This is a genomic window from Streptomyces sp. NPDC030840, from assembly GCF_055572015.1.
In genome coordinates, this window is the sequence record NZ_JBVIEE010000002.1 from 687460 (window position 1) to 700657 (window position 13198).

The 13198-nt window shown below is 71.9% G+C and carries 11 protein-coding genes; 5 read left to right on the forward strand and 6 right to left on the reverse strand.

Annotated features, from left to right (window positions below; genetic code table 11):
* Positions 1-133 precede the first annotated feature (133 nt).
* On the reverse strand, positions 134-1411 hold the full coding sequence (locus ACZ49J_RS07110) for an extracellular solute-binding protein (protein ID WP_467452231.1): 1278 nt from the start codon (positions 1409-1411) through the stop codon (positions 134-136).
* A gap of 338 nt (positions 1412-1749) precedes the next feature.
* On the opposite strand from ACZ49J_RS07110, the gene ACZ49J_RS07115 reads away from it, so the two are divergent.
* Positions 1750-2502, forward strand: a complete 753-nt coding sequence (locus ACZ49J_RS07115) for a DeoR/GlpR family DNA-binding transcription regulator (RefSeq protein WP_467452232.1) — start codon at positions 1750-1752, stop codon at positions 2500-2502.
* Positions 2499-3860, forward strand: a complete 1362-nt coding sequence (locus tag ACZ49J_RS07120) for a 6-phospho-beta-glucosidase (protein ID WP_467452233.1) — start codon at positions 2499-2501, stop codon at positions 3858-3860. The genes ACZ49J_RS07115 and ACZ49J_RS07120 overlap by 4 nt, the downstream gene beginning before the upstream one ends.
* Positions 3861-3884: 24 nt before the next feature.
* On the opposite strand, the gene ACZ49J_RS07125 is transcribed toward ACZ49J_RS07120, so the two are convergent.
* From ACZ49J_RS07125 to ACZ49J_RS07140, 4 genes are all read right to left on the reverse strand, one after another.
* A complete protein-coding gene (locus ACZ49J_RS07125) occupies positions 3885-4796 on the reverse strand; it encodes a YceI family protein (RefSeq protein ID WP_467452234.1) in 912 nt (303 codons plus the stop codon).
* Between the two features lie 72 nt (positions 4797-4868).
* Positions 4869-5906, reverse strand: coding sequence for a maleylacetate reductase (locus ACZ49J_RS07130; protein WP_467452289.1), 1038 nt, complete (start codon positions 5904-5906; stop codon positions 4869-4871).
* Positions 5907-5932: 26 nt separating this feature from the next.
* A complete protein-coding gene (locus ACZ49J_RS07135; protein WP_467452236.1) occupies positions 5933-6805 on the reverse strand; it encodes an intradiol ring-cleavage dioxygenase in 873 nt (290 codons plus the stop codon).
* 40 nt (positions 6806-6845) lie between these two features.
* Positions 6846-8603, reverse strand: coding sequence for an FAD-dependent oxidoreductase (locus ACZ49J_RS07140; RefSeq protein ID WP_467452238.1), 1758 nt, complete (start codon positions 8601-8603; stop codon positions 6846-6848).
* Positions 8604-8852: 249 nt separating this feature from the next.
* Here ACZ49J_RS07140 and ACZ49J_RS07145 point away from each other — a divergent pair, with 249 nt between their 5' ends.
* From ACZ49J_RS07145 to ACZ49J_RS07155, 3 genes are all read left to right on the forward strand, one after another.
* A complete protein-coding gene (locus ACZ49J_RS07145; RefSeq protein ID WP_467452239.1) occupies positions 8853-10700 on the forward strand; it encodes a helix-turn-helix domain-containing protein in 1848 nt (615 codons plus the stop codon).
* Between the two features lie 42 nt (positions 10701-10742).
* Complete coding sequence (locus tag ACZ49J_RS07150; RefSeq protein WP_467452240.1) at positions 10743-11030, forward strand: DUF1905 domain-containing protein; 288 nt, start codon at positions 10743-10745, stop codon at positions 11028-11030.
* Positions 11031-11273: 243 nt separating this feature from the next.
* Positions 11274-11405 carry a hypothetical protein gene (locus ACZ49J_RS07155; RefSeq protein WP_468348209.1) on the forward strand — a complete coding sequence of 44 codons (132 nt, stop codon included), beginning with the start codon at positions 11274-11276 and terminating at the stop codon, positions 11403-11405.
* Between the two features lie 18 nt (positions 11406-11423).
* Here the strand turns inward: ACZ49J_RS07155 and ACZ49J_RS07160 are convergent, their stop codons facing one another.
* A complete protein-coding gene (locus ACZ49J_RS07160) occupies positions 11424-13061 on the reverse strand; it encodes a serine/threonine-protein kinase (RefSeq protein ID WP_467452243.1) in 1638 nt (545 codons plus the stop codon).
* Positions 13062-13198 lie beyond the last annotated feature (137 nt).

Sequence of the window (13198 nt, forward strand, 5' to 3'; positions counted from 1 at the left end):
CGACACCGGCCGGACCCGGCGGGGCCGCCCCGGACCACGGCGGTGGTCCGGGGCGGGACGCCCGGTGGGGCCGGCAGCGGGTCCCGAGGGCGGACCGGTGGGAGCCGGGCCGGCTACCGGGCTTGACGACATGTCACTTCACTCCCTGCCGCTGGGCGATCTGCTTGGCCTGGCTGACCGCGTCCTTCCAGGCCTGCTCGGGGTCCTTGCCCTTGGACTCGATGGCGGTCAGCTGGTTGAAGTAGGCGGCGGAGACGGCCGCGTCGGCCGGGGCCTCGTAGGCGGCGGGGATCTTCTCGGCGGCCGGGCCGAAGATCTCGATGGTCTTCTGACCGCCGAAGAAGGCGTCGCCCCCGGTCAGCGCGGGCAGCTTGTACGCGGCCGGGGCGGTCGGGAACAGGGCCGCGTCGGTGAAGCCGCGGGCCTGGTTCTCGGGGCTGAGGATCCAGGTGATGACCTTGAAGGCCAGGTCCGGGTTGGCGCAGGTCGAGGGCAGCGCCAGGAAGGACCCACCCAGGTTGGAGGGCCCGCCGGGCAGGCTCGCCACCCGCCACTTGCCCTTGGTGCCCGGTGCCGCGTTGGAGATGTCCAGCGCGTGCCAGGCGGCACCGATCTCGGTCCCGAGGGTGCCGTTGCCGATGGCGGCGTTCCAGGTGTTGTCGTTGATCTTGGCGTCGATCTTGAGGGTGTAGGGCTTGACCGCGGTGGTCCAGGCGGTGCGGATGTGGTCCTGGTCGCCGATGAACTTGTTGTTCTCGTCGATGAACCGCGTGGTGCCCTGCCCGATCATCATCGTGAACACCGAGCCGATGTTGTTGATCAGGAACGTCTTCGGCAGGGCCTTGTGCAGTTCGACGCCGGCGTCGAAGTAGGCGTCCCAGGTGGACAGCTGGGCGGAGACCTTCGCCGGGTCGGTGGGCAGCCCCGCCTTGTCGAAGAGGTCCTCGCGGTAGTACATCGCGCAGGGACCGATGTCGATCGGGAAGCCGATGAGCTTGCCGTCCTGGCTGGTGGCCTGCTTCAGCTTCCACGACAGGTAGTCCGGGGCCAGCTTGTCGGCACCGAGCGTGTTCAGGTCGATGAAGCGGTTGGCGTTGGGCAGGAAGGAGGCGATGTCCTCGCCCTTGATGCCGGTGATGTCGGGGGCGGACGCGGCGGACTTCAGGCCGGTGAGCAGCTTGGTCTTGAAGTCACCGCCGATCACGGACGTCTTGAGGGTGGCGTCCGAGAAGTGCTTCTTGGCGTCGGCCACGACCTTGTCGCTCAGGCCGCCGGCCCAGTACCAGAACTTGAGGTTCTTGCTGTCCTTGCTGCCACTCTTTCCGGAGCCGCCGCCGCACGCGGCGGTCAGACCGGCCGTCGCGGCCGTCAGCACGGCGGCCTCGAGGAATCGTCTGCGGGAAAGGTCCACGGTTTTCTCCTGGTGTTCGGCGTGTCCGGCAAGGACCTGCTGGTCGTGGGCGGCGGCGGGCGCGGCGGGGGTTCCGGCTGGCCGAAGAGCGTCGGCGTCCGCGAACGCGCCTGGCTACCCGGAACGGTGTGAGCTGGTCCTCTCGGACGTCGCCGATGCGTCGGGGCGGCGAAATATGCCTCTTCTCCGCTTCGGCGGACCGGAGTGGGGTCCGGGCCTGGCTCGAATTACGCAAGAGAGTGCACCCGGTGCGCGAGTTTGACAAGGGTCAAGCAGAGATCGAGACATTCATGCGCGACTTTGCTTGAGTTTGGCGAGTTGGCGAGTATGGTCAGCGCATGCTCCCTGACCGAAGACATCAGCTGATCCTGCGCGTCCTGCGCGCGGAGGGGCCGACCACGGTGACCTCCCTGGCCGACAAGGTCGGGGCCAGCCAGGCCACCATCCGGCGTGACCTCGTGCAGCTGGAGGAGGAGGGGCTGCTCAAGCGCGTCTACGGCGGCGCGGCCCCCCTCGACGGTGAGGACGACCCGTTCGCCGACGTGGCCGCGGTCCGGGTGGAGGCCAAGGACGCGCTGGCCGCGTGGTGCGCGGAACTGGTGAGGGACGGCGAGACGGTGCTGCTCGACATCGGCACCACCGCCCATCGGGTGGCGCGCCATCTGCACGGCCGGGGGCTGACCGTGATCACCAGCAATCTGGCCGTCTACGAGGAGCTCCAGGACGACAAGGACGTCCAGCTGATCCTGCTGGGCGGTGTGGTCCGGCGCGAGTACCGTTCACTCGTCGGGTTCCTCACCGAGGACAATCTGCGCCAGATCCACGCGGACCGGCTGTTCCTCGGCACGAGCGGCGTCCGCCCCGACGGTCAGGTGCTGGACACCACCGCCGTCGAGGTGCCCGTGAAACGGGCGATGATCGCCGCGAGCGCCCAGGTGGTCCTGGTGGCGGACGCGGGCAAGTTCCCCGGCACCGGCATGGCCCGGGTGTGCGGGCCACAGGACCTCGACATCGTGGTGACCAACGCCCCCGGAGACGAGGCGACCTGCGGCCGGCTGCGCGAGGCGGGAGTCGAGGTGGTCGAGATATGAGACTCACGATTCTGGGCGGCGGCGGCTTCCGCGTCCCGCTGGTCTACCGGGCCCTGCTGGGAGACCGCGGCGAGGGACGCGTCACCGACGTGACCCTCCACGACCTGGACGCCTCCCGGCTGGCGACCATCCGCAAGGTCCTCGCCGACCAGGCGGCCGGGCACCCCGACCCGCCCGCCGTCACCGTCACCACCGACCTCGACGAGGCGGTCACCGGGACCGACTTCGTGTTCTCCGCCATCCGGGTCGGGGGGCTCGCCGGGCGCGCCGCGGACGAGCGGATCGCCCTGGAGGAAGGCGTCCTCGGCCAGGAGACCGTCGGAGCAGGCGGCATCTCCTACGGACTGCGCACCATTCCCGTGGCCCTCGACATCGCCCGCCGTGTCGCGGCCCGCTCCCCCGACGCCTGGGTCATCAACTTCACCAATCCGGCCGGCATGGTCACCGAGGCCATGACCGCCCACCTCGGCGACCGGGTGATCGGCATCTGCGACTCGCCGGTGGGCCTCGGCCGCCGTGTCGCCGGGGCGCTCGGCGCCGACCCGGCCCGCGTCCGCCTGGACTACGTGGGCCTGAACCACCTGGGCTGGCTGTGCGGCCTGTACGCCGACGGCCGGGACCTGCTGCCGTCCCTGTTCGCCGACGAGAGCGCGCTGACCTCCTTCGAGGAGGGCAAGCTCTTCGGCGCCGGCCTGCTGCGCACGCTCGGCGCGCTGCCCAACGAGTACCTGCACTACTACTACTTCCACCGCGAGTCCGTCGGTTCCGCCCGGGCCGCCGAGCAGACCCGTGGCGCCTTCCTCCGCGCCCAGCAGCAGCGCTTCTACGACGCCATGGGCACCGACGGCGCCGGCCCGCCGGCACCCCGCGCGGCCTGGGACGCCTGGGACGCCACCCGCCTGGAGCGCGAGACGACGTACATGGCGGAGAACCGCGACGCCGTGGGCATGGGCGAACGCGACTCCTGCGACCTGGAGTCCGGCGGGTACGAGCAGGTGGCCCTCGCCCTCATGCGGGCCATCGCCCGGGACGAGCGCACCGCACTCATCCTCAACGTCCGGGGCCGGGGCCGGATCCCGGTCCTCGACGACGACGCCGTCATCGAGGTCCCCTGCCACGTCGACGCCAACGGCGCCCATCCCATCGCCGGATCCCCGCTGCCCGACCACGGCGCGGGCCTGGTGTGCGCGGTCAAGGCGGTCGAGCGCGCGGTCATCCGTGCCGCCACCACCGGCGACCGTACCCACGCGGTCAGGGCACTGACCATCCACCCGCTGATCGACTCGTACACCGTCGCCAGGCGCCTGCTGGACGCCTACCAGCGCCACTTCCCCGAGCTCGCCTACCTGGGCGGCTGAGCCCTTCCCGGCGTCCGCGGCGGGTCACTCCGGTGGCGTCGGCGTGTCGTGGGTGCGGTACATCGCCTGGACGTCCAGCTCCAGCTGGACCGTGGGGCCGACCACCGCGATGCCACGCGCGAGCATGGAACGCCAGTTCAGGGTGTAGTCCTCGCGGTGCAGCTCCGCCTTGGCCAGGGCCGCGCAGCGCAGCTCCTCGCCGTAGCCGCCGTTGACCATGCCCAGGTACGTCGTGTCCAGCCCCACGGACCGGCTCACGCCGTGCATGGTGAGGGTGCCGAGCAGCGTCCACTTGCTGCCGCCCCGGTAGGAGAAGCGGGTGCTGGTGAAGTCGATGTGCGGATAGCGCTCGACGTGGAGGAAGTCCTCGGAGCGCAGGTGTGCGTCCCGGGTGTTGTTGCCCGTGTTGATGCTGGAGGCGTCGATGCGCACGTGCACACGGGACTCGGACACGTCCTGCGTGACCTGGATGCCGCCCTCGAAGCGTTCGAAACGGCCGTGCACATGGGCCATGCCGACGTGCTTGGCGATGAAGCGGATAGCCGTGTGCGGCGGGTCGAAGAGCCAGGTGCCGGGGACCGGGAGTTCGAGCTGCCGGGCCGTCTGGAGCCATACGCGCTGCGGGGACAGGCCGGTGTCGGCGACGACGTCGACGGTCTCGCGGTGCGGTTCCAGACCCTCCGCCACGATCAGCAGGCTGTAGCCGCCCGGCGGCAGAACGGCCGTGAAGAAGCCGTACGGGTCGGTGGTGCCGCGTGCCGCGATCCGGTGGGTGCGCAGTTCCGTCACCGTCACCTCGGCGCCGCCCATGGGCTGGTTGACGGGGTCGAGGACCTCACGGACGACGACGCCCGCGCCGGCCGGGACCGGAAGCGTGCTGCCTGCCGTGCCCGCGGAGGCACCCTTCAGTCGCCGCCGGAGCAGTCCGAGGGCCATGGAGTTCACCTTTCAGTTCTTCATCAGGAGGTCACAGTGGAGTCGGCGCGGGCAGCGGCCCGGCCGGGGCGGTCACGACGACCGCGGGGCCCGGCCCTCGTACGCCGCCTGCAGTAATTCCAGCACGCCGTCCGCGGTGACCTCGCGGGGGTTCGCGTACGCCTGACCGGCGGCCTGTGCCGCCGCCGGTGCCAGGTCGGGCTCGCTCAGGCCGAGTTCGGCGAGGGAGCGGGGTGCGCCGAGGCGGGCGGAGAGGTTCCACAGCGCGAGGGCGGGGTCCTCGGTGCCCAGGGCGCGGGCCAGGGCGGCCATGGCCTCGGGGGCGGCGGACGCGTTGTACGCGAGGGCGTACGGAAGGACCACGGTGTGCGTCGCGGCGTGCGGCAGGCCGAACGTGCCGCCGAGGACGTGGCACAGCTTGTGGTGCAGCCCCATCGTGGTGGCACCGAGCGTGGCGCCGCACAGCCAGGCCCCGTACAGGGCCCGCCCGCGCGCGTCGCGGTCCTCGGGGTCGGCCACCACCCCGGGCAGGGCATGGGTCATCGCCCGAGCGCCCTCCTCGGCCATCAGCGACACCAGCGGCGAGGCGTCCGGCGCGTACAGCGCCTCGGCGGCGTGCGCCACCGCGTTGACACCGCTCGTCACGGACAGGGCCGCCGGCATCGACAGGGTGAGCTCGGGGTCGTAGACCACGCTGCGCGGCAGCACCGACGGATCACGGCCCGTCCGCTTGACGCCCTGTTCCGTCAGACCCCAGACCGAGGTCATCTCGGAGCCGGAGTACGTCGACGGCACGGCGATCAGCGGCAGACCGGTGCGCAGGGCGATGGCCTTGCCCAGGCCGATCGCGGAGCCGCCGCCGACCGCGACACAACCGTCGGCGCCCGCGGCCCGCGCGACGTCCACGGCCCGGTCGGCGACCTCGACGGGCACGTGCATACGGGCCTGGGCGTGCAGCCCCGCGCAGGAGTCACCGAGGGAGTCCGCGACCGCCCGCGCGGTGGCCTCGCCCCGGGGGCCGCACACGACCAGCAGCCGCCTCAGCCCGAGCAGGTCCGCCTCCCCCGGCACCGCGCTCACCGAGGCCCCGGGCCGGAAGACGACCCGCATCGGCCGGGCCTCGTGGACGAACTCCCTCACGGCCGCTCCTCCCTCAGGACGAGATCGAAGCGCGCGTGCCGGAACGGGTTCGCGACCCCGAACTCCCGCGCCAGGGACGGGTCGTCGGTCTCGGCGAAGTCCTGGACGAGGCTCTCCTTGACCGCGAACACCGCGTCCGAGTCGAGGTAGTCGGTGCCGGCCACGAAGATGTGCGTGGTGACCGGCACGTGCCCCTCGGCCGAGGCGATGAAGTGGATGTGGGCGGGACGGTAGGGGTGCCGTCCGGTCGCGCGGAGCAGGTCACCGACCGGGCCGTCGGTGGGGATGGGGTACGGGCTCGGCACGCACGTACGGAACCAGAAGCGGCCCTCGGCGTCCGCCGTGAACAGCCCGCGCCCGTTGCCCGGCGGCTGGACGCCGGGCTGCTGCACGTCGTAGTAGCCCTCGGGGTTCGCCTGCCAGACGTCGAGGACGGCGCCCGGCAGCGGGGTGCCGTCCGCGGACCGTACCCGGCCGCTGACCACGCAACTCTCGCCGCCGCCGACCAGGTCGATGTCCGCGCCGAGCTCCCGGACCGGTGACTCGCTCATGTGGAACGGGCCGAGGACCGTCGACTCCGTCGCCCCGGGCCCGGCGCGGTCGGCGTTGAGGGTCTCGACGAGCATCGAGACACCGAGGACGTCCGACAGCAGGATGAACTCCTGCCGCGTGTCCGTGCAGGTCTGCCCGGTCGCCGTCAGGAAGCCGATCGCCCGCTCCCACTCCTCCATGGTCGGCTCGGTCTCGCGGACGGCGTCGTGGAGGTGGCGGACGAGGGCGCCGAGCATCTCGCGCAGCCGGGGGTCGGCGGTGCCTTCGAGGCTGTCGACGACCGCCTCAGTGATGTGGCTGGTGAACGCGGTGCTCATACGGCTCCCCTGGTCCCGCGGCTCTTCGCGCCTGTTCCCGTCAGGCATGTCCGAGGATCCGTCGCACCGCCCCGGTCAGCAACCTCTCGGCGTCCTCGGTGGACGCGGCGGCCGTGGCGTGCCGGAACGCGACGTACCCGTCCGGCCGGACGAGCAGGGCTCCCCCGTCGGCCACCTCACTCAGCCGGGCCCAGTCGCCGTACGGGTCCTCGTACTGCTGCCCCGGCCCGATGACGACGGTGGCGATCTCCAGGTCCTGGGCGCCGGCCGCCCGCACCCAGCCCTGGCCGCCGATGCCGGTGATCAGGGTGAATCGGCCCCGTCCGACCGTGTCGAGCGTCGACAGGGTGCGGGTGCCCGAGGTGATCCAGGCGTGCGGGAGTTTGGCGCCGGGGCGGGAGGTGGGCTGGTGGTACAGCTCGGGGTCGCGGTCGAAGCCGGGGTCGTCGGTGCCGTCGGGGACCACCGCGTGTGAGGTGTAGCGCTGGTTGAGGTCGACGCCGTGCGCGTTGAACTCGTACACCTTGAAGGCGATCGCCTCGCGCAGCTTCGCCCGCTGCTTCTCGGCCGCCTCGGTGTCCTCCTTGCGGGCGGCGATGTTGGCCCACAGCTGCTCCGGGGTCTGGGGCGACAGCCCGTCGAGCGCCTCGAAGATCGGGGCGGTCTCCCCGATGGACTTGTTGGCGCGGGTGACGATCTGCCGGCCGACCGGGGCGCGCTCGGCGGTGTAGGAGTCCAGCAGCTTCGGGGACGCCGTGCCGTCGAGGACCAGCTTGAGCTTCCAGGCCAGGTTGTAGGAGTCCTGGATGGAGGTGTTGGAGCCGAGGCCGTTGGAGGGAGGGTGGCGGTGCGTGGCGTCACCGGCGCAGAAGACCCGTCCGCTGGAGTACGTCTCCGCGTACATCTCGTTGACGGTCCAGGCCGAGGACGACCTGATGGTCACCGGGATCTCGTCGTCACCGACCAGCTTGCGGACGACGGACTCGGCGTACTCGGTGGTCAGGTCGGGGGCGCCCGCGGTGACGTCGTAGCCCCAGACAATGAGCCACTCGTTCCAGGGCCGGACGCAGCGGACGAGACCGGCGCCGATGCCGCCGACGGTGGCACCGGGGGCGAGCACCCAGTACAGGGTGGACGGCCGGTGGGCGGTGTACTTCGTCAGGTCCGCGTCGAAGACGATGTTGACGCTGCCGGCGACGCCCATCTGTCCGCCCATCGGCAGCCCGGCGTCCTCGGCGACCTGCGAGCGGCCGCCGTCGGCGCCGATGAGGTACTTGGCGCGGATGGTGTACTCGTCGCCGCGCAGCCGGTCCTCGACGGTGACCGTCACACCGTCGGCGTCCTGCGCGAAGGACTTGTAGACCGTGCTGAAACGCAGGTTCGTGCCGCGCGCGACCGCCGCGTCGACGAGCACCGGCTCCATGAGGTGCTGGGGCATGTCGCACATGCGGGTGGGGCTGGCCAGTTCGTGCGCGGCCTGGACGAGCGGGTCGTTGCCCCAGGAGCGGACCCGCCCGAGCTCCTCACCGGCGAGGCTGGTGCAGAACGTCGTGTTGCCCATCAGGTGCTGGGGCGTGGCCTTCGCGACGACCTCGTCCTCGACGCCGAGGTCGCGCAGCACCTCCATGGTCCGCTGGTTGGTGATGTGGGCCCGGGGCGTGTCGGCGAGGCTCGCGTAGCGGGTGACGACGATGTTCGGTACGCCGTAGGTACTCAGGGCGAGCGCGGCGGAGGCGCCCGCGGGGCCACTGCCGACGATCAGTACGTCGGTCACGACATCGGGCTCGACGGTGTGCACGGGGAGACGCTCCAGGGAATGAGAACAGGCGCCGAACGTTCAAGATCATGGAGGGGGGTTCGGGAGCGTGGGTGTCTCAATTGGAGACAGTGCGTGGGCCGGGCAGGGGGCAGTGCGCGTCCAGACTGGATACGGGACGGCGGACGCGCTCGTTCACGACCGCGGGTGTGGGGCACGACACGGGTCGGCCCCCGCGAGCCGCAGGCGTCTGTTGCCGGTTCAAGCGCGCCCGGTACGGTGAGTGGCGTTGTGACCACCACAGAGCATCCCTCCGTCCGCCCCGCGCTCGCTTCCCTGCGCAGGGCCCGTGAGTTGTTCCTGACGGGGCATGAACTGCCGGACGACGTACCCGAGGAAGTCGTCGCCGCGTGGAAGCGTGCCCGGTTCTTCGGCGTACGGCACGACGTGACCGGCTCCGACTCGGCTCCGCAGGCGCCGCGGACCTCGGTACGACCGGCCGAGTCCACCCTCCTCACCGCGGCCCGGCCCGTGCTCGAACGGATCGCCCCGGCCCTCGGCACCGGGCAGGGGGCGCTCGTGCTCACCGACGAGCGGCTGCGGGTGCTGTGGGCCACGGGATGCGCTCCGGGCGACCCGCGCTGCCGTGACCTCTCCGAGCGGGCGGTCGGCCACAACAGCGCGGCCCTCGCGCTCCACACGCGCCGCCGCGCCGAGGTCCACGGCCCTGAGCACTTCCTCGACGCGTGGCAGGACGTCTCCGCGGTGAGTGTGCCGGTGCTGGCACCGGAGACCGGCCGGACACTCGGCACGGTGACGGTGGCCTCCGGGCTCCGTGCCGAGGTCACCCCCCATCCGGGGGCCCCTCTCGCGGAGGCCGCGGCGACCGCCGTCGAGGCGGAACTCCTCGCCCGGTCGCGGGCGGCGGAACGTGTGCTGCTGGACGCGTATCTGCGGGCGGTACGGCAGCACGGGCGCGCGGTCGTCGCCCTCGACGGACGCAACCGCCTCGTCAGCGAGGCCGCGGGGCAGTCGCTGTCGCCGGAAGGGCTGGAGGCGTTGGAGAGGAGCACGGTCGCGTGGATGCGGGACGGGGGGCTCACCGAATCCCACGCGGCCACAGCGCAAGCGGCGGCCGGCCCCGCCGAAGCCCCCGGGGCGGTGACGCACGCGATGGCCGGTGGTGCCGTCTTGGGAGCCGCGGACGGCCCGGCGCCTTCGACCTCGTTCCGCATGCGGCTTCCCGACAGTGCGGACTGTTCCGCGACGGTCACGCTCGTCCAGCACCTCGGCTCCGTCATCGGTGCGGTCGCCGTGCTGGAACCGGCGGTTCGTACGCCAGTGGTCTCGGCCGGACGAACCACCGTGGCACTGGCCGGACGCTCCGTGCCCTGGCGGCATGCCGTCGGCCGCGCGACGGAGTTGGCCCTGACCCGGGAGCCCCTGCTGCTCGTCGGCGAGCGCGGCACCGGGAAGACCTCGCTCGCACGGGAGTTGGCCGCGGGGCCGCTGACCGTCGACGCCGCCGAAGGTGAGATCCGCGCCGGACTCGGCGGGCTGGCGGACGGTCGTCCTCTCCTCATCCGCCACGCGGAACGTCTCGCGCAGCCCGACGTGGCGGCCCTCAACTCCCTGCTCGACACGCACCCGGGCGCGCCCCTGCTGGTCACCTACACCCCGGGAGCCCCTCCGGGCCCGTGTCTCCAACGTCTCCTGGACACACTGGCAGCCCGCTCGGTCACCCTCCCCGCACTTCGTGAACGACCTGAAGACATAAGGGAGTTGCTCCCCGCCCTGCCTCCCAGGCCCGCGCCCGGACAGCCACCGCTCACCTGGACACTGGACGCGCTGCGCGCCCTGGAGCGGCATCCGTGGCCCGGCAACGTCACCGAACTCGCCCACTTGGTAAGGGCGTTGACCGAGAGCCGTCGCGCGACGGGACCCGTCCGGCGCGACGAGCTGCCGGACCCCGTGCGGGAGGGGCCCGCGGCCCGGCGCCTCAGTCCGATGGAGCACGCCGAGCGCACCGCCATCCTGGAGGCCCTCCACCGCCACGGCGGCAACAAGGCCCGTGCCGCGGCGGCCCTGGGCATCGCCCGCGCCACGCTGTACCGGAAACTGCGGGGCTACCGGGGCTGACCCCCGGTGGGAGCGGGGTCACCCGGCGGGGAGACTGGCGTCATGGAACTCACCTTCACCGGCACGGTGACCGAATGGCGCGGACCGGCCCCGTACTACTTCGTCCCCGTACCCGACATGGAGTCCGCCGACATCCGTGAGGTGGCCTCGATGGCCACGTACGGCTGGGGGGTGATCCCCGTCGCAGCCCGGATCGGCGAAGTCACCTTCGAGACCTCGCTCTTCCCCAAGGACGGCGTCTACCTGCTGCCGCTGAAGGCCGCGGTACGCAAGCCGCAGAAGCTCTCGGCGGGTGACGAGGTGACCGTGGAGATGACCGTCCGCCTCTGACGAGCGGCTGCCGCGACACGAACGGCGGGAGATCCGTCCAACTCCGCTTCTGTGCATGTATCAGGCATACTAACGACGTGATCCACATCACATGAGCCGATCTCGGCTTCGCGAGACAGGCTCTTCCCCTCGCCAGACGTTGGCTTGCCGTTCCGTCGTAAGGGGGCAGAAGCCGTGACGTACCTTGACCGCCCCTCAGCGGGCACCGAGCCCTCCGATCGCCTCTGTCCATGGCCGACGATCGTGACCACTCTGGCCACCCTCGCCACGGTGCTTGTCCTCGCCCTCACCGGCAACGAGGAGGCCGCCGTCGCGATCAGCGCCGCCGGCGTCATGGGCGGCGCCCTCCAGATCACCGTGCACATCAAGCGCTGACGCACACGATCCAACGGCTCACCCTCCGGCCGGCATCACCTTCTCCACCTTGCCCTGGGTGTCGGCCTGCAAGTAGCCGCTCTCGCCGAATTCGTTGCTGAGATAGACCGCCATGCCGGCGGGTGTGCCGAAGACCTTGTCCGGTTTCCGCATCAACAGGTAGCGGGACGTCGGGTCCTCGACCTTCAGTTCCCTGGCCGCCCGGGCGAACAGGGCGGGCACGGCGTCCCACCGGAAGTCCTTCAGGCTCACCGGTGTGTTGCCGCCGGAGAGAGTGCCCTTGATGATGCCCTCCTCCGCTCCGACCCCGGGACGGTAGGTGTAGCTGACGTACCGGGTTTGGCTGCCGTCCACCATCATGTCGGCGGAGGCGTGGTCCGGGTAGATCAGGAAGCTGCCGAAGCGGTCGCTTCCCGACGCCTTCTCGAAGGCCGCGATCACGGTCCGGATGTTCTCGGGCGTGAGCAGGTTGGTGGACGCCGCTGTGGCGGGCGTCTTCGTCGAGCCCGTGGGGCTGGGGCTCTGCCGCTGCGTCGCCCGGGTCTTTCCTCCGGTGGGTGCCGCCGCCGCACCGCCGTTGCCGCCCTCGCCCCCGTCGCCGCCGGGCAAGGCGACCCAGATCAGTCCGCCCGCCAGCATGGCACCGGCCGCGAGCGTGGCCAGCGCGGTGCGGCGCGGGTTCCGCCGCCCGCGCGCCCGCGCCATGGGGACGACGTGCGTCGGCGGTTGCGGGACGGGGACGGCGTCCTGCGGCGGCGCCAGCCGGTAGGACGTCGTGGCGGGAGCGGCACCGGACTTCGCCGCTTGCTCGGGCACCGTCTCCGCCGCGGCGGCCAGCATCCGGTCGAGGGTCTCCGCGTCCGGCCGCGCCGCGGGGTCCCGTACCAGCACGCGCCCCAGTACCGGGGTCAGAGACCCGGCGCGCACGGGCGGCGGCACGTCCTCGTGGAGTACCGCGGCCAGCGTGGCCAGCGTCGTTCCCCGCCGTAGCGGATGGTCGCCCTCGACGGCCACGTACAGCATCATCGCCAGGGACCACAGGTCGGCCGAGGGCCCGCCGGGGTCGCCGGAGACGCGCTCGGGGGCCATGTAGTCGGCGGTGCCGATGATCGAGCCGGTGGCGGTGAGGGCGGTGGCCTCCCGGATCGCCGCGATGCCGAAGTCCGTGAGCACAGGCCGGCCGTCGGTGCGGAGAAGGACGTTGGCGGGCTTGACGTCGCGGTGCTCGACTCCGGCGGCGTGGGCGGCGCGCAGGGCGTCCAGCACGCCTCGGCCGACACGGGCGGCTTCGGCGGGGCTCATCGGCCCCCGGGCCAGCCGGTCGGCGAGGGAACCGCCGCCGACCAGTTCCATGACGAGCCACGGGTACGTGCCCTCGCCGCCGTCGACGATGTGATGGATCGTCACGACGTTCGGGTGCTGGATGCTGGCCAGCGCCCGGGCCTCGCGCAGGACCCGCTCGCGCAGCATCCGTGCCGTGCCGGGGTCGTACTCGGCGAGGTCCGGGTCCGCCGGCCGTACCTCCTTGACGGCCACGTAGCGGTGCAGCAGCAGATCGCGGGCGCGCCACACCGTGCCCATACCGCCGCCGCCCAGCCTGGACTCCAGCTCGAAGCGCCCGTCGACGACGCGTCTGCCACTCTCCCCGTCGTTCATGCACTCTCCCCCTCGTTCATGGCGAGGAGCTTAGGTGACGCGGTGAGCGGCCGGTCGCCGGGGGCGGGGAGGAGAGCATGTGATCAGCGTGTAAGTGAGTTCACTTTGAGCGCCACGGCCTTGAGGACGCGCCGAGC

What these genes read in the sequence shown, in the direction of transcription:
- ACZ49J_RS07125 (WP_467452234.1), bottom strand. Translation starts at nt 4,796, where the DNA reads ATGGCCCTCGGACTGCTCCGGCGGCGACTGAAGGGTGCCTCCGCGGGC.
- ACZ49J_RS07160 (WP_467452243.1), bottom strand. Translation starts at nt 13,061, where the DNA reads ATGAACGACGGGGAGAGTGGCAGACGCGTCGTCGACGGGCGCTTCGAG.
- ACZ49J_RS07130 (WP_467452289.1), bottom strand. Translation starts at nt 5,906, where the DNA reads ATGCGGGTCGTCTTCCGGCCCGGGGCCTCGGTGAGCGCGGTGCCGGGG.
- ACZ49J_RS07150 (WP_467452240.1), top strand. Translation starts at nt 10,743, where the DNA reads ATGGAACTCACCTTCACCGGCACGGTGACCGAATGGCGCGGACCGGCC.
- ACZ49J_RS07120 (WP_467452233.1), top strand. Translation starts at nt 2,499, where the DNA reads ATGAGACTCACGATTCTGGGCGGCGGCGGCTTCCGCGTCCCGCTGGTC.
- ACZ49J_RS07135 (WP_467452236.1), bottom strand. Translation starts at nt 6,805, where the DNA reads ATGAGCACCGCGTTCACCAGCCACATCACTGAGGCGGTCGTCGACAGC.
- ACZ49J_RS07115 (WP_467452232.1), top strand. Translation starts at nt 1,750, where the DNA reads ATGCTCCCTGACCGAAGACATCAGCTGATCCTGCGCGTCCTGCGCGCG.